This is a genomic window from Paraclostridium sordellii (genome assembly GCF_000953675.1).
GTDB lineage: Bacteria > Bacillota > Clostridia > Peptostreptococcales > Peptostreptococcaceae > Paraclostridium > Paraclostridium sordellii.
This window is the reverse complement of record NZ_LN679998.1, coordinates 1,889,343-1,906,087: the sequence shown is the minus strand read 5'-3', so window position 1 is coordinate 1,906,087 and position 16,745 is coordinate 1,889,343. Positions and strand designations below refer to the sequence as shown.

The following is a 16,745-nucleotide window of genomic DNA, read 5'->3' as shown; positions in this document are numbered from 1 at the left end:
TCAAAAGGAGAAAAACAATGGATAAAAAGGTAATTTTAAGTACAGTAGATCACACTTTATTAAAACAAACAGCTACTTGGGAAGATATAAAGGTAATTTGTGAAGATGCAATGAAATATGAAGTAGCATCAGTTTGTATACCTCCATCATTTGTAAAAAAGGCAAAGGATTTCGTGGGAGATAAAATGAAGGTTTGTACAGTAATAGGATTTCCAAATGGATATAACACAACTGCAGTTAAAGTATTTGAGACTGTAGATGCTATAAAAAATGGTGCAGATGAAATAGATATGGTTATAAACCTAGGAATGGTAAAAGAAAAGAAATTTAATGAAGTTACAAAAGAAATAAAAGCTATAAAAGAAGCATGTAAATATAAAATTTTAAAAGTAATTATAGAAACTTGTCTATTAACTGAAGAAGAAAAAATTCAAATGTGTAAATGTGTAACAGATGCTAAAGCTGATTTTATAAAAACTTCTACAGGATTTAGCACAGGTGGAGCTACACTAGAAGACATAATACTTTTTAGAGCAAATATAGGTAGTGAAGTATTAATAAAAGCAGCTGGAGGAATAAAAGACTTAGACACAGCTAAAGTATTTATAGAAAATGGAGCAAAGAGACTTGGGACAAGCTCGATTATAAAAATAATAAATAATGAAGAAGTAATAGGGTACTAAGCTTTAATTAATTACATAATTATTAAAATATGACAAAAGGTGGGGTAAATATTATGAACAACTTATATGAAAAAATAATAGAAAGCGCAAACTATATAAAAACTAAAACAGATGTAAAACCTACAATTGGGTTAATATTAGGTTCTGGACTTGGGGTATTAGGAGATGAAATAGAAAATCCAGTAGTAATAAGTTATAATGAAATACCAAATTTTCCAGTTTCAACAGTTGAAGGACATAAAGGCCAATTAGTAATTGGCCAATTAGAAGGTAAAAATGTTATAGCTATGCAAGGAAGATTCCATTTTTATGAAGGATATAAAATGCAAGAAACAACTTTTCCAGTAAGAGTTATGAAAGCGTTAGGAGTAGAAACTGTTTTTGTAACAAATGCAGCAGGTGGAGCTAATAAATCTTATAAACCAGGAGACTTAATGATAATAAAAGATCATTTAAACTTAGGTGGAAATAATCCTTTAATAGGTAAAAATGATGATAGATTAGGCGTTAGATTCCCTGATATGTCTACTGCATACACTCCAAAATATATACAGTTAGCAAGAGATTGTGCTAAAAAATTAAATATAGATATAAAAGAAGGTGTATACGCATTCTTTACAGGACCAACTTATGAGACTCCAGCAGAAGTTAAAATGGCACAAATATTAGGTGGTGATGCAGTTGGTATGTCAACTGTTCCAGAAGTAATAGTTGCATCTCATAGCAATCTAAATGTTATAGGTATATCTTGTATAACTAATATGGCTGCAGGAATACTTGACCAACCTTTAAATCATGAAGAAGTTATCGAAACTACACAAAGAGTTAAAGAACAATTCTTAAATCTAGTAAAAAACATAGTTCACAATATATAACTATATAATTTAAAATAATATTTAGTTTAGACTGTCTCATAAATAAAATTAAAATTTGAGACAGTCATAAAACTAAAAAGCATATCTTGAAAATTTATCATATAGAAAAATGAGGGCGGATAAAATGTCGGTAATATTAAACATAATTGGGATAGCGCTATTACTAGGTGGTTTATATCTTGTATCACCTAATAAAAAAGATGTAAAAAAGAAAATGATATTAAAAGCTTTAGTAATCCAAGTTATATTAGCATTTTTATTATTAAAGTTTCCACTTGGAAGAATAGCTGTTGAAAAAATTTCAGATTTTGTAACAGTAGTATTAAGTTATGGGGCAAAAGGGTTAGGATTTGTATTTGGACCTTTAGCAGATGCAGGAGCTCCTACAGGTATGATATTTGGTATTCAAGTTTTAGGTAATATAATTTTCATATCAGCATTAGTTGCAGCACTTTATTATATAGGTCTTATAGGATTTGTAGTTAAAATAATTGGAGGTGCAATAGAAAAAGTATTAGGAACAAGTAAAGTTGAAAGCTTTGTTGCAGTTGCTAATATGTTTTTAGGACAAACAGAGTCACCTATTCTTGTAAGTAAATACTTATCAGGTATGAGTGAAAGTGAAATAATGTTAGTTTTAATATCAGGTATGGGAAGTATGTCAGCGACAGTTCTTGGTGGATATGCAGGACTTGGGATTCCTATGCAGTATCTTTTAATAGGTGGAGCTTTAGTGCCATTAGGAAGTATAATAGTTTCAAAAATAATTCTTCCTGAAAAAGTACGTGAAGTTGTCACTGTAAATACTGTTACTGTAGACAATGGAGAAGAAGTTGATACTGAATCTGAAGTTGAATTTGCAGCAACTGTAATAAATAGTGATGAAGTTACAATAGATAATAAAGGTAATAATAGTAATATAATGGAAGCTATTTCTCAAGGAGCTAATGATGGTATGAATATGGCACTTGGAATAGGGGCATCTTTAGTAGCTATAATAGCTTTAGTAGCATTAGTTAATGGTGGGCTTGGGCTTATAGGATTATCACTAGAAGGCATACTATCATATGTTTTTGCACCAATAGGTTTCTTTATGGGAATACCAAAAGAAAGTGTATTAACAGCAGGTCAATTACTAGGAAGTAAATTAGCTTTAAATGAGTTCGTTGCATTTGGTGAATTAGGACCTATGTTACCACATTTAGATTATAGAACTGGATTAATGATGGCAATATCACTAACTGGATTTGCAAATATATCTAGTATGGGTATTTGTATATCAGGAATATCAGTTTTCTGTCCTGAAAAAAGAGGTCAATTAGCAGAGCTTGCATTTAGAGGTATGATTGGTGGATTTTGCGTTAGTGTTTTAAGTTCATTAATAGTAGGAGCTATAGTAGCATTATAAAAAACAAAAGGAGATATAAGACAATGAAAATATTTATAGATACAGCTAATATAGATGAAATAAAAGAAGCTAATACTTGGGGAATTGTAGATGGTGTAACTACAAATCCATCTCTTATAGCTAAAGAAGGTAGAGACCTTCAAGAAGTAATAAATGAAATATGTTCCATAGTAGATGGACCTATAAGTGCAGAGGTAATAAGTTTAGAAGCTGACAAAATGGTTGAAGAAGCTATGGAATTAGTTAAATTACATAAAAATATAGTTATAAAAATACCAATGTGTATAGAAGGATTAAAAGCCGTTAAAATATTAAGTGAAAAAGGAATAAAAACTAATGTTACATTAATATTTTCACCACAACAAGCATTACTTGCAGCAAAAGCGGGAGCAACTTACGTTAGCCCATTTGTTGGAAGATTAGATGATATAGGAACTACAGGAGTAAATCTTATAAGTGATATAGCTACTATATTTGAGGTACATGAAATGAATACACAAATAATTGCGGCTAGTATAAGAAATCCAATTCATGTTTCAGAATGTGCTATGGCTGGTTCTGATATTGCTACAGTACCATTTAATGTATTAAAGCAAATGTCTAAGCATCCTCTAACTGATATAGGTATAGCTAAATTTTTAAGTGATTACGAGAAACAAGGAAAGTAAAATTAATTTAAAATAGATATAATTAACTGATAAAAAAGACTCCTATATTGGAGTCTTTTTTACATATCAAGAAATTAGCATATAGGAGAAAAAAGTGAGATTCACTATAGGATAAGTAGCAAAAATGTATGATATAAGTCATGACACTTTAAGATACTATGATAAAACTGGACTATTAAAACCAAATGTAAAAAAGATAACAGTTTAAAAGTTAAAATAAAATGATTACAAGATATTAAACTTAGAATATATTGGCGCTAAAGTATATGCATTTGAATTTATAATGAATGGATTTAATATATTTAACTCAGGTTATTTCACATCAATAGGAAATGCAAGGGCTTCGCTGTAAGTAGGGGGGAGTATTTATTGGTATGAGCATTTTAACTAAAATTTTTGGAATAAATGGAGTTTGGATGAGTGTTGCATTTGCGAAATTATCAACTTTATTTATTGTTTAATATTTAATAAAAAAAGAATAAAACCAAGAATGTTTAAATATAAAAAAGCTAAAGGTATAAGTATACTTTAGATTAACTTGATTATTTTAAAAGAATAATATATGCTTCAAGGTATCAAATACTGATTATTTAAAATTAGATGAAATTAAAAAATCTATATAAAAGGAGATAAGTTATGTTTAAAGAAATGAGAAGGAAAAAAAGAGAACTAGAATTAAATGATATAGAAAAAATATTAGAAAATGGAGAATATGGTAATCTTGCAACTGTAAGTGAGGATGGATATCCATATAGTTTACCTATTAGTTATGTATATTATGACGATAGTATATATTTTCACTGTGCAAAAAAAGGCCATAAACTAGATAATATAGTATACAATAAAAAGGTTTCTTTTAGTGTTGTTGGAGATACTGAAGTTTTACCAGATAAGTTTAGTACAAAGTATGAAAGTGTTATAATATTTGGAGAAGCTGTGGAAGTTGATAAAGAAGAAAAAGAAATAGTATTATTAAAACTTATAGAAAAATATTCTAAGGATTTTTTAGAAGAAGGAAAAAAATACATATCTAAAGCTAAAGATGCTACAAATATAGTTAAAATTAAAATAATACATATGACAGGAAAAGGAATCAGATAATCACTAAGTTTAAAAATATTTATAATATATAATAAGAAATTATAAGTTATAGGAGGTATGGCTTATTATATATTTTGATTATTTGATACTTATTATATTATTCATATTGGGAGGATTTTCTATAAGTATAGCAAAATATTATTATATAATACAAAATATTTTAGGTATTATATTTATATCAACGTGCATTTTAAGAAGAAAACTTGGAAAAAAATATTCTGTTTTAAACATTTTTAGGGTAATATCTGGACTGTGTATTTTATTTATTTCGTTATTTTAGAAATGAAAATTTCTCTATAGTATAATAATTAGTTGATGATATAGGGATATTTTTGCTTAATAAAAAAATAAAGAATGGTATTTATACAAATAATAGGTAGGACTCTTTTAAAAGAACCCTACCTATTGTTATTACAAATAATTTTTATAGTACTTGACATAAGGTGTATATAAAGTGTATATATAATATATACACACTTTATATACACTTTTTATAATATAAAGAAAGAGGTGAAATTTTGAATATAAATATTAGCAATACCTCAACTATACCTTTGTATGAACAAATAAAAAGTCAAATACAAAATCAGATTCTAGACTCTACTTTAAATCAAGGAGATGGACTACCATCAATAAGGAATTTAGCAAAGGAATTAAAGGTAAGTATTATAACGATTAAAAGAGCTTATGAAGAGTTGGAAAAAGAAGGGTTTATAGAAACTGTAACAGGTAAGGGGACTTTTGTATCTATGCAAAATACAAGTAGGCTGAGAGAAATAACTTTATATGAAATTGAAAATAAATTAGAAATCATAGTAAAACAAGCTAAATCAGCAGGGATCTCTTTAGAAGAGGGATTAGAAATTTTTAAAAGTATATATGAAGAAGTTTAGGGAGGGATAAAAATGAATGCCATAGAAATTAGAGATTTGAGCAAAAGGTTAAATGAATTTGAATTAAATATAGATAAATTAGATATAAAAAAAGGATATATAACAGGATTTGTAGGACCTAATGGATCAGGAAAGACCACTACTATAAAACTTATAATGAATATGTTATTTAAAGATAGTGGAAGTATAAAAATATTTGAAAAAGAAAATGATATTGAATCTTTATATATAAAAGAGATAATAGGCTATGTAGGAGAAACACCTGGTTATATGCAAGATTCTAAACTTAAAGCTATAAAAAAAGGGATATCTTGTTTTTATAAAAATTGGAATGAAAATATATACAAGCGATATATAAAGCAGTTTAAATTAGATGAAAATAAAAAATATAAAGAGTTTTCAAAAGGCGAACAAAAAAAATTTGAGCTTGTTATGGAACTTTCACACAACCCTAAATTAATAATAATGGATGAGCCTACTGCAAATTTAGATCCATTAGTTAGAAATGAATTTTTAGATATTTTACAAGAGCATATAGAAAAAGAAGATGCAACTGTGTTTTATTCAACTCATATAACTTCAGATTTAGATAAGGTAGCTGATTATTTAGTATTTATATTTGAGGGAAAAGTAATTCTTTATGGAGATAAAGAAAGTATATTAGAAAATCATAAAATAATAAGAGGAAATAAAGAATTATTAGATATTGAGACAAAAAAAGAGCTTATAGCTTATAATGAAAATTCATTTGGATTTGAAGGGCTAGCAAAAAATATAAAAAGTGCTTATGAAGTTTTTGGAGAAGAAGTAATTTACGATAATGCAAATTTAGAAGACATATTAATGTATTATACAAAGGAGTGTTAATTATGGAGAATATAATAAATCTTACTAAAATGAGTTTTAATAACTTAACATCTATATTTAAAAATACAGGTATGGTTTTATTAATTTGGTTAGTAATAGCTATAATTAACCCTTCTTTTTTAAGTATGCTATTTGCTATGGGAGGGTATCTCCTTTTATATCAAATTATGGCTTATGAGGATATGTACAAGATAGATAATTTAATTTCATCACTTCCTGTTAAGAAAAGTGAATATGTAATTTCTAGATATGTTTTAGGAATAACTATATCAGTAATTTCAATAATATTTTTGACTATATTTTACCTTATTACAAATATGATAAACTCAAATAATATTCCCTTAGATATTTACATTTTAATAGGAGTAATTTCTTCAGTAATTTCAATATCATCTATAATACCTATAGTTATTAAATTTGGAGTTACAAAGGGAAGATTAATAGTTTTAATAATATTTATGTTAATAGGTGGATTAACTATGGGAATAGCAGGAATATTATGTGAAGAGCCACAAATACTTAAACTATCTTTAAGTATGGTAGACAGATTTGGATTACCTTTTATAGTTTTAGTATTAAGTGCTATAATATTACTAATTTCAATTACAATAAGTTTGAAACTATATAATAAAAAAGAATTAATATAGTATGTATTAAATAAAATTTTAATTATAAAGCAGGAAACCAACTTTTTTAGGTTTTCTGCTTTTTTTATTTTACTCAATTTGTAAGTTACTCTAAATTTTTTAAGTAATTGTCCGTATTAATAAATTAAAGAGAGGAGGCGTTTAAATATGAAAAACAAAAAAATAACAAAGTTATTAGCATGTGCTACAATAGCTTTAGGAATGAGTACTTCTACATTTACAAGTTTTGCTCAAGGGCCTAATAGTGAGGATATAGACAATGGTATAGCTAACTTAAAGTACAACAAAAATGAAGTACTAGCTGCAAATGGAGATACTATTGAAAATGTCGTTCCAAAAGAAGGTATAAAAACAAATAATAAATTTATTGTAGTAGAGCGTAAGAAAAAAACACTTACGACATCTCCAGTAGATATATCAATTGTAGATTCTGTAACAGATCGTACATACCCGGGGGCATTACAAACTGCAGATGATTCTTTTGTTGAAAATAGACCAAATATCTTAATGTGCAAAAGAAAACCAATAAATATTAGTATTGACTTACCTGGTATGAAAAAGGACAATACAGTTACAGTTCAAAACCCAACTTATGGTAATGTATCTGGAGCAATAGATGAATTAGTATCTAATTGGAGTGATAAAAACTCACAAACACATACATTACCTGCTAGAACTCAATATTTAGAATCTATGGTATATAGTAAATCTCAAATTTCAAATGCTCTTAATATTAATGCGAAAGTTCTTGACAATTCACTTGGAATAGACTTTAACGCAATTTCAAATGGAGAAAAAAAGGTTATGATTGCAGCGTATAAGCAAATATTTTATACTGTAAGTGCTCAATTACCAAATAATCCATCTGAGCTGTTTGATGATAGTGTAACTTTTAAAGAGTTAGTTAGAAAAGGTGTAAGCAACGAAGCACCACCACTTATGGTTTCTAATGTAGCTTATGGTAGAACTATTTATGTAAAGCTAGAAACAAGCTCTAAGAGCAAAGATGTACAAGCTGCATTTAAAGCTTTAATAAAGAACAATAGTGCAAGTAATAGCTCTCAATATAAAGATATATTTGAGAATAGCTCATTTACAGCCGTTGTTTTAGGTGGAGATGCTCAAGCTCATAATAAAATAATAACTAAAGATTTTGATGAAATAAGAAATGTAATTAAGGATAATGCAACTTTTGGATTAAAAAATCCTGCATATCCAATTTCTTATACGAGCACATTCTTAAAAGATAATTCAATAGCTGCAGTACATAATAAAACAGATTATATAGAAACTACATCTACAGAATATTCAAAGGGAAAAATAAATTTAGATCATAGTGGAGCTTATGTTGCTCAATTTGATGTATCTTGGGATGAAGTTTCATATGACAAAAATGGTAATGAAATCTTAACTCATAAAGTTTGGGATGGAAGTAATCAGGATAAAACTGCTCATTTTGCAACAGTTATACCACTTGAAGCTAATGCAAGAAATATAAAAGTATTAGCTAGAGAGTGTACAGGACTTGCATGGGAGTGGTGGAGAACTATTATTGATGAAAAGAATGTTCCTTTAGCACCAAATGTTAATGTTTCAGTTTGGGGAACTACATTATATCCAAGAACTAGTATAGATTATCAAACAAATTAATTAGTTTAAAAGGCATAAAGAATTTATATCTTTATGCCTTTTATTTTATATATTTTTAATTTATATAATACAAAAAAGCCTTTTAAAGGCTTTTTTTATTTAGGCATATATTTCCTAAAATATATAGAGTTTTTTATAAAAATATTGAGAATAATAAAATTATTACAATTTAAAAGGAGACATCTATGGTTAAGACGAAAATTTTAATTTTAATTATGAGTGTAGTAATATGTTTCACAACAGTATCAATAGGTGAATCAAAGAATGAGCTAAGTTTGATATTAGGTGGAAGGTATATAAAACTGTATACTATAAAACACGATAAAAGAAATGATGAGTACAACCAGATTAAAAATATGGAGAGGTTTTTCAGACCATCGAAATTACCAATACTAAATAATAAAATAGAAACATCTATATATGATTTATATGGTAGTGAAAATTTAAAATTTGAAATACCTGATAACCTTTTAAAAACTCCAAAGGATACTATAATAAATTATTTTAGTGTTCTAAGAGAAGCTGCAAATCCAAATGAAGATACTAATACTGGGTGTGGATCTTTAGGAGATACTAAAGGACCTTATCCTGTTGCGTATAATTTTTTAACAAAATCATATAAGCAGCAAGTTTCTTATAATGAATACTTAAAATCTTTTGAAAATAAGATTCATACAAATTTAATAAAGCTTGAAAAAGTACCAAGAGATTTAGAACATCCAAAAGATGATAAATATTTCGTTGAACTAGAAATTATCGAAGGAACGAATGAGAATAGAGGTGTTTTTGGATATTATTATGGATATATTTATGTAACTAAAGAAGATGGGGTATATAAAATAAATTATATGCAGTACTCTCCTGAAAATTATTTATGTGCACCATATCATGGATGGAATTATGATGCTGAGTTTGTAATAGATATTAAATATAAACAATGGTGTTCTTTAGTTAAAGGAGATATAAAAATTAATCAAGATGGTTATAAAAAGAAAATATATTTTAGTGATAAAGATGGGAATCAATATTATGTTCTATTTTATCAATTAACTAATGGATATGATATAAAAATTGCTGATTATAAAAAAGATAAGAATGGTAATTGGAAATTAATATATATAAACCCTGAAAAATGTTTAGAGGATAAAAATAAATAAAAAGTATAGACTTAAAATGTCTATACTTTTTATTTGATTTTATAAATATATAAAGTTTAGTTTTTAATTAATTTATAACTGATTAAAGACAAAACAAACGTTAATATAGTAATTAATATTGCTGTTGTAAAATCATAAGAAATATAAATAGCATTTGGACCACCGTCTAATCCTTGTATTGCACCTAAAGAACTTTTAGAGTGAAATAAAATTGATAAACCAGCAAGACAAGAAATAATCACAGATATTAGCATATGTTTTTTTAAATTCCAATTATTAAACATTTTTAAAATCTCCCCCCATAGAATTTAATTAAATTGTATCATGAAATTTAATAAATTGTAGTATAAAATAAGTTTAATGAATCAAATTTATATAATATATAATTAATTACAAGAAATAATAACAGCAGTAAATAAATTATTATAATATAATTATTGCATAAATTTGTTAATTATATTATAATAAAATATCTATTGATTTTGAAAGTGAAGTTGATGGGGTAAATAAAATCTAAATAAAATATTGAACATAACTACTCTTTTATTAAGTGCTACCATAATTATTATGGTAGTATTTTTTTATAGATTAATATTAAATCAAGAGTTATAATATAGATTGTAAGTTGACATTATGGAGGATTAGATAATATGATAAAAGAAGAAAAGAAAAACAAAAAATTAGGTCTTAAAAGATTTGCTATATTTATGATAATATTAGCTTTCATTATAACAGCGATAGCTCCAATAGCTAGTTTTATTATGTAATTCATAAAGGACTGATTTTATTGATAAGCAAAAAATTAAAAAGTGAAATTTTATTAGTTATATATTTTATTATTGTGCTTTTTATTTTGCAGCATTATATATATTTATCAGAATATAAAAGTTTTATATGGTTTGTATTTTGGATATTGAAGATTGTAGTTTGTATTGAAACTTTATCAACTGCTATAATATGGTATTATGAATTGATAGCAAATGAAATATAAATTTAAATGATTTATATGATAGCTTAGTTAAAAAGACATAGAAAAATATATATCTTGCTATATATGGTATTAAAAATATGCAATTAATTTAATTGCATATTTTTAATTTGATATAAAAGACCAAGAGCATATATCTTTAAATCCAAGAGAATGATACATTTTTTTTGCATTATTACTAGTATATGTTAAACCAAAAAGCTTTCCTTCAGTATAATTAGATTTAATTAGTTTAGATACGCATTTAGAAGCATAGCCATTTAATCTAAAGTCTGGATGAGTTCCAACTCCAACTATTATTCCATAAGAAGGAGTATTAAGTAATAATTGAGCCATACATATCATATCTTTATTGTTGTCTAAAACACAATATCCTTTAACTCTTTCTGTTAAAATATCTAAATCAAGTTTGTTTGAATTATATATATTTTTAGGAAATTCTTCTATATGATTAGATAAATTAACTACTTTTTCACCATCTCCAAATTGAAATTCTTGAATAATATTAAGATTTGTTTTCAAACTTTTAATATTATTAATTACACATAGAGTAGATTTTTCTATAGTTTTGAATTTTATAAATGGTTTAAGCTTTTCTAGTACAGAGCTTTCACCACATATGTGAGTATAATTATTAGCATTTATTATATCTGAAAATTCTTTTGTAGAAAAATTATTAGATGAATAAATTATAAAAAAATTATTAAATTGAAAAAGTGCTGCTATTATTTTATTAAACTGATCAAACTCTCCATATATTCTTAGATAAGGAGCATTAAATCCATGAAATTCTAGATTAGTTAATATATATAGATTTTTTTCCTTTTCCTTATTTAAAAAATTTAAAATGAGATCTTTATAAGAATAGTCTAAACATTTAATCAACTAAGTCACCTCCAATATATAAAGATATATTCTATATAATATATATAAATACCTTTATAATTGAAATGGTTGCAAAACTTAACTATAATTTAAGTAATAAAATTAGGGGGAATATTTATGGAGAATATAGATGAAGTATTTGATTTTTACAATAATGGAGCAGAAAAGGGACGGTTAGAAAGAGGATTAGGAATAGTAGAATTTTATAGAACAAAAGAAGTTTTAAGTAATTATATAGTAAAAAAAGGAAATATAATTTATGATGTAGGAGGCGGGATAGGGGTATATTCTTCTTGGTTAGCTAGTGAAGGAAATGAAGTCCATCTATTAGAGTTGGCACCTAATGCAGTTGAATATGCTATAAAAAGTCAGTCCAAAGATAATTTATTTAAGGCAGAAGTATGTGATGCAAGAAATATAAATAGAGTGAATGAAAGTGCAGATATAGTTCTTCTTATGGGACCTTTATATCATCTTCAAAATAGAGAAGATAGAAAAAAAGCATTAAATGAGGCTAAGAGAGTTTTGAAAAAAGGAGGAATATTATTTTCAGTAGGAATTTCTAAGTTTAGTTCAACAACATGGGCTCTATCTACTTATGGAAATGGAAATGAGTTTTTAGATGATCCTATATATTTTAATATGATACAAAATGAATTAATTAGTGGAGTTCATATAAGACCAAAAGAGTATTCAAATTTTATAACTCAAGCTTATTTTCATACTCCTAGAGAGTTACAAGAAGAATTAGAAGTAGTTGGGTTTGAAACTATTCAAAAACACGCTATAGAAGGTATTATTTGGTTCACACCTTTTTTAAATGAATATTGGAAAGATGAAGAGAAGCGAAATATATTGCTTAAAATTTTAAATCAAACAGATACAGAAGAATCTTTAATGGGTATGAGCCCTCACTTTATGATAGTATCAAAGAAGGTATAAATTAGAATTGATATAAATTAATTTATTCTAAATATTACAATTGAATTATATACGATTATATATACAAAATTTGAGTGAATAATTATTAGGAATTAAATAAAAATTTAAGCATAAATATATTATATAAAATAAAATAAATTTTCCATGTCAAAAATATTTAATATAAAAAATACCAGTAAAATTTCTACTGGTATTTTTTTTGAAATTATATCTAAATATTAAATTTATACTTACCTTAAAATATAAAAAAAATATAAAAATATAAGCTTAAAACATATTAAATTTAAGTTTTTATCAATAAAAAATTAAAAAAATTTTTTATTAAAATATTTAAAATTATCTAAGTTTTACTACTTATTTCCAATTTATTTACAAAAAAATTTAAGGATGTTATATTTAAAGAGAAGGCGAGAGTAATCGTTTTCACAAAGTAAGACACTACTATTTAATCAAAATCTAGGAGGAGAATTACTATGGAAAACTTAAAAAACAAGAAATTTGCTACAAGAGCGATACATGGAGGACATCACAAAGATCCTGTATCTGGAGCATTAACTACACCAATATGCCAAACATCAACATTTGTATTTGATAGTGCAGAACAAGGTGGAAGAAGATTCGCACTTCAAGAAGGTGGATATATATACACAAGACTTGGAAATCCAACTAATACTCAATTAGAAGAAAAAGTAGCTTTATTAGAAGGTGCAGAAGCTTGTATGTCTACTGCATCAGGAATAGGAGCTATATCTTCAGCATTATGAACAGCTTTAAAAGCTGGAGACCATGTTGTTGCATCAAAAACTTTATACGGTTGTACTTTTGCATTATTAAATCATGGATTAACAAGATATGGGGTTGAAGTAACTTTTGTAGATGCAACTAATTTAGATGAAATTAAAGCCGCTATGAAAGAAAATACTAGAGTAGTTTATCTAGAAACTCCTGCAAACCCAGACTTAAAATTAATAGATATAGAAGCTGTAGCTAAAATAGCTCATGAAAAGAAAGATTGTTTAGTTATGGTAGATAATACTTTCTGTACTCCTTACATACAAAGACCTCTAGAATGGGGAGCTGATGTTGTAGTTCACTCTGCAACTAAATACTTAAACGGACATGGAGACGTTATAGCAGGTTTCGTTGTTGGTAAAAAAGAATTTATAGATCAAGTAAGATTATTTGGTGTAAAAGATATGACAGGTGCTGTACTTAGCCCATTTGATGCTTACTTAATATTAAGAGGTATGAAAACTTTACAAATTAGAATGGATAAACATAGTAAAAATGCACTAGAAGTTGCTAAATTTCTAGAAGGACATAACAATGTAATAAAAGTTAATTACCCTGGACTTGAAAGTTTCCCTCAACGTGAATTAGCTAAAAAACAAATGGATTTACCTGGTGGTATGATAGCATTTGAAGTTAAAGGTGGCCTAGAGGCAGGTAAAAAACTACTTAACTCTTTAGAATTATGTACTCTTGCAGTTAGCTTAGGTGATTGCGAGACATTAATACAACATCCTGCTTCAATGACTCACTCTCCTTATACAGCTGAGGAAAGAGCTGAAGCTGGTATTTCAGATGGTTTAATAAGAATTTCTGTAGGACTAGAAGATTCTGAAGATATAATAGATGATTTAAAACAAGGTCTTGATAGATTATAATAAGTTTTCTTTTTACATAAATAAAAGAGAGGTTTCTACCTCTCTTTTTATATTAAAAATAAATTAAGTATTTTTTTACTTTTTTGTAAATAATTATAAATATCAGTTTGATATAATGTAAGTTAGACAATAAACAAAAGGGAGTAATATAATGATGCATTTGAACTTTATAACAATTGTGGGTTTAACAATTGTTGTATGGGCTATATTTAGGTTATATTTAGCTAAATTAAGGCGAACTTTAGATTTAACTAAAGAGGGAGCTTTGCTAATACTAGTAATATATTTCTTAATACTTATAAGATTGACCATTTTTAAATTTTGTATAATTATGATTTCAAGTCCACTAAATTCATATCAATATACTTTTTCAGGCGTAGATGGTATTATTAATATTATTCCATTTAAAGAGACGGTAAATATTTTAAAAGACGGAATACATAACAATAAAATTATTAAGAGCATAATTTTAAATGTAATTTACTTTATACCTCTAGGATTTTTGCTTCCATTACTTTTTAAGAAAATAAATAGCTTTTTAAAAATAATATTAATTAGTACAATTACATCAAGCTTAATAGAGATAATTCAATTGTTTACAATATTTAGTGTAAGTAATATCGATGATGTTATTTTTAATATTATAGGATCTGCTATAGGATTAATTTGCTTTAAATTATTTAAAAAAATAGTTAAAAAACTTAATATTGAGCAAGTGATTGAAAAGATAAGATATTGATAAATAGATATACAGGATTTTAATATACGTATATCTATTTATTGTGTTTATAAAAAGTACTATATAATCTTGATATATTAATATATCCTATCAAATCTTTAACTCAACTTAATAAAGTAGAGGTTATCAAATTTAAAATTTCATATATATGAAAAAATAAAAAATATTTCATTATATTGAAAAAAATTTAGTGGGATGATAATATTTATTAGGGTTATATATTTTTAAAAAAGGTGGTTGTGGAAATTATGGAGTTTCAAGAGAAAACGTATTCTAGGATTAAATGGAGTATATGGTGGGTGCTTACAATTTCATTTGTGCTTGTTTTGTTTTTAAGAATGTCAACTGCGGTTATTTCTGATAACTTATCAAATGAATTAGGGTTTAACTCTATAGAAATATCAAATATAGCTTCATTTACTTTATACTCATATGCATTTATGCAAATACCAGCAGGAGTTATTATAGATAAGTTCGGAGCTAGAAATATAAGTAGTTTAGGAATGATAATAGCAGGTCTTGGTTCTATATTATTTGGATTTATACAAAATATAGAATTGGCATATGTATCTAGAGTAATGGTGGGTGCTGGAACATCAGTTATTTTACTTTCTATGTTTAAAGTTCAAGGAAATTGGTTTAAAAAAGAAGAATTTGCACCAGCTTCTGCAAAGTTTTCACTTATAGGGAATTTAGGAAGTGTATTTGCAACATTTCCCCTTGCATTACTTACAGAAATCTTAGGTTGGAGAAGTTCATTTATATTAATAGGTTTAATAGGGATTTTATTTGGGATAAGTATATACTTTGTTGTAAGAAATAATCCTCAAGAATGTGGATTTAATCTAAATAAAAATAAAGGAAAAACTACAAATAGAAATATAAAATTAGGTCTTAAATCTGTTTTAACAAAAAAATCAACATTATATAATTCTGTTATAATGTTTTCTTTAGTAGGAGTAACAACTGCTTTTAGTAGTTTATGGGGAGTTAGCTATATAGTTGATATTTATGGTTTAAGTAAAAGTGTATCTGCATTTATAGTTTCTTTTTTAACTTATGGACTTGTATTTGGGGCTATAGTTATGAATATTTTATTTAAAAAATATAAGGGGAATAAGTTTAATATAGTAAGACTAGGTGGATTATTAAACCTATTTATATGGACATTTATAGTAATTGCTAAAGATGTAAAACCATCCATAGTATTTTTACCTGTTGCATTTTTTTTGATTGGATGTATAAATATGACTCATTTACAAGCTTTTAGTGACGTTAAATATAAAAATAAGGAAGAATATTTAGGATTATCTACAAGTATAATAAATACTGCAGAATTTATTGGAAGTGGAATTATAAATTTATTTATAGGATTTATGATACAAATTAATGGAGTTGGAATAAATGGATATAAGAAAGGCTTTATGATGTTTATAGTAATGAGTATTTTAACAATAATTGCAGCAACAATTGCAATCAAAGAAGATAAGTATAAATATTATGATGAGTTACCTGAAGTTATATAATAAAATAAAAACTAATATTAGTTGACAAATGATACTAAATGAAACTATA

General features: G+C 26.2%; 16 protein-coding genes and 1 pseudogene. 15 read left to right on the top strand and 2 right to left on the bottom strand.

From position 1 onward, the window contains the following. Positions 1-17 precede the first annotated feature (17 nt). From deoC to ATCC9714_RS09060, 11 genes are all read left to right on the top strand, one after another. The gene (gene deoC / locus ATCC9714_RS09110; protein ID WP_021121507.1) at positions 18-683 is read left to right on the top strand and encodes a deoxyribose-phosphate aldolase; all 666 of its coding nucleotides are present in this window, start codon (positions 18-20) and stop codon (positions 681-683) included. Between the two features lie 53 nt (positions 684-736). Further along, the gene (locus tag ATCC9714_RS09105) at positions 737-1,558 is read left to right on the top strand and encodes a purine-nucleoside phosphorylase (protein WP_057545091.1); all 822 of its coding nucleotides are present in this window, start codon (positions 737-739) and stop codon (positions 1,556-1,558) included. Between the two features lie 124 nt (positions 1,559-1,682). Continuing rightward, positions 1,683-2,966 (top strand): NupC/NupG family nucleoside CNT transporter, encoded by a 1,284-nt coding sequence (locus ATCC9714_RS09100; RefSeq protein WP_021129334.1) that lies wholly within the window; start codon positions 1,683-1,685, stop codon positions 2,964-2,966. A gap of 23 nt (positions 2,967-2,989) precedes the next feature. Continuing rightward, positions 2,990-3,634, top strand: coding sequence for a fructose-6-phosphate aldolase (gene fsa, locus ATCC9714_RS09095; RefSeq protein WP_021121367.1), 645 nt, complete (start codon positions 2,990-2,992; stop codon positions 3,632-3,634). 124 nt (positions 3,635-3,758) lie between these two features. After that, positions 3,759-3,842: a hypothetical protein gene (locus ATCC9714_RS17950; protein ID WP_244465171.1), complete on the top strand. Its 84-nt coding sequence runs from the start codon at positions 3,759-3,761 to the stop codon at positions 3,840-3,842. A gap of 428 nt (positions 3,843-4,270) precedes the next feature. Then, positions 4,271-4,735: a pyridoxamine 5'-phosphate oxidase family protein gene (locus ATCC9714_RS09085; RefSeq protein WP_021121584.1), complete on the top strand. Its 465-nt coding sequence runs from the start codon at positions 4,271-4,273 to the stop codon at positions 4,733-4,735. Positions 4,736-5,253: 518 nt separating this feature from the next. Further along, on the top strand, positions 5,254-5,628 hold the full coding sequence (locus ATCC9714_RS09080) for a GntR family transcriptional regulator (protein WP_021121606.1): 375 nt from the start codon (positions 5,254-5,256) through the stop codon (positions 5,626-5,628). Between the two features lie 12 nt (positions 5,629-5,640). Next, positions 5,641-6,495 carry an ABC transporter ATP-binding protein gene (locus tag ATCC9714_RS09075; RefSeq protein WP_057545089.1) on the top strand — a complete coding sequence of 285 codons (855 nt, stop codon included), beginning with the start codon at positions 5,641-5,643 and terminating at the stop codon, positions 6,493-6,495. 2 nt (positions 6,496-6,497) lie between these two features. Next, complete coding sequence (locus tag ATCC9714_RS09070) at positions 6,498-7,142, top strand: ABC-2 transporter permease (RefSeq protein ID WP_057545088.1); 645 nt, start codon at positions 6,498-6,500, stop codon at positions 7,140-7,142. A 147-nt stretch (positions 7,143-7,289) separates the two neighbouring features. After that, on the top strand, positions 7,290-8,792 hold the full coding sequence (locus ATCC9714_RS09065) for a thiol-activated cytolysin family protein (protein WP_057545087.1): 1,503 nt from the start codon (positions 7,290-7,292) through the stop codon (positions 8,790-8,792). Between the two features lie 185 nt (positions 8,793-8,977). Further along, positions 8,978-9,949 carry a hypothetical protein gene (locus ATCC9714_RS09060; RefSeq protein ID WP_057545086.1) on the top strand — a complete coding sequence of 324 codons (972 nt, stop codon included), beginning with the start codon at positions 8,978-8,980 and terminating at the stop codon, positions 9,947-9,949. A 56-nt stretch (positions 9,950-10,005) separates the two neighbouring features. Here the strand turns inward: ATCC9714_RS09060 and ATCC9714_RS09055 are convergent, their stop codons facing one another. Both ATCC9714_RS09055 and ATCC9714_RS09050 read right to left on the bottom strand, forming a co-directional pair. Next, positions 10,006-10,233, bottom strand: coding sequence for a hypothetical protein (locus ATCC9714_RS09055; RefSeq protein ID WP_057545085.1), 228 nt, complete (start codon positions 10,231-10,233; stop codon positions 10,006-10,008). An 809-nt stretch (positions 10,234-11,042) separates the two neighbouring features. After that, on the bottom strand, positions 11,043-11,822 hold the full coding sequence (locus ATCC9714_RS09050; protein WP_057545084.1) for a GNAT family N-acetyltransferase: 780 nt from the start codon (positions 11,820-11,822) through the stop codon (positions 11,043-11,045). Between the two features lie 117 nt (positions 11,823-11,939). On the opposite strand from ATCC9714_RS09050, the gene ATCC9714_RS09045 reads away from it, so the two are divergent. The 4 genes and pseudogenes from ATCC9714_RS09045 (at position 11,940) to ATCC9714_RS09030 (ending at position 16,696) form a co-directional block, all read left to right on the top strand. Then, positions 11,940-12,764 carry a class I SAM-dependent methyltransferase gene (locus ATCC9714_RS09045; RefSeq protein WP_057545083.1) on the top strand — a complete coding sequence of 275 codons (825 nt, stop codon included), beginning with the start codon at positions 11,940-11,942 and terminating at the stop codon, positions 12,762-12,764. A gap of 473 nt (positions 12,765-13,237) precedes the next feature. Then, a pseudogene (gene megL / locus ATCC9714_RS09040) lies at positions 13,238-14,431 on the top strand (methionine gamma-lyase). Between the two features lie 151 nt (positions 14,432-14,582). Further along, on the top strand, positions 14,583-15,170 hold the full coding sequence (locus ATCC9714_RS09035) for a VanZ family protein (RefSeq protein ID WP_021121431.1): 588 nt from the start codon (positions 14,583-14,585) through the stop codon (positions 15,168-15,170). A 248-nt stretch (positions 15,171-15,418) separates the two neighbouring features. After that, complete coding sequence (locus ATCC9714_RS09030; protein WP_057545081.1) at positions 15,419-16,696, top strand: MFS transporter; 1,278 nt, start codon at positions 15,419-15,421, stop codon at positions 16,694-16,696. Positions 16,697-16,745 lie beyond the last annotated feature (49 nt).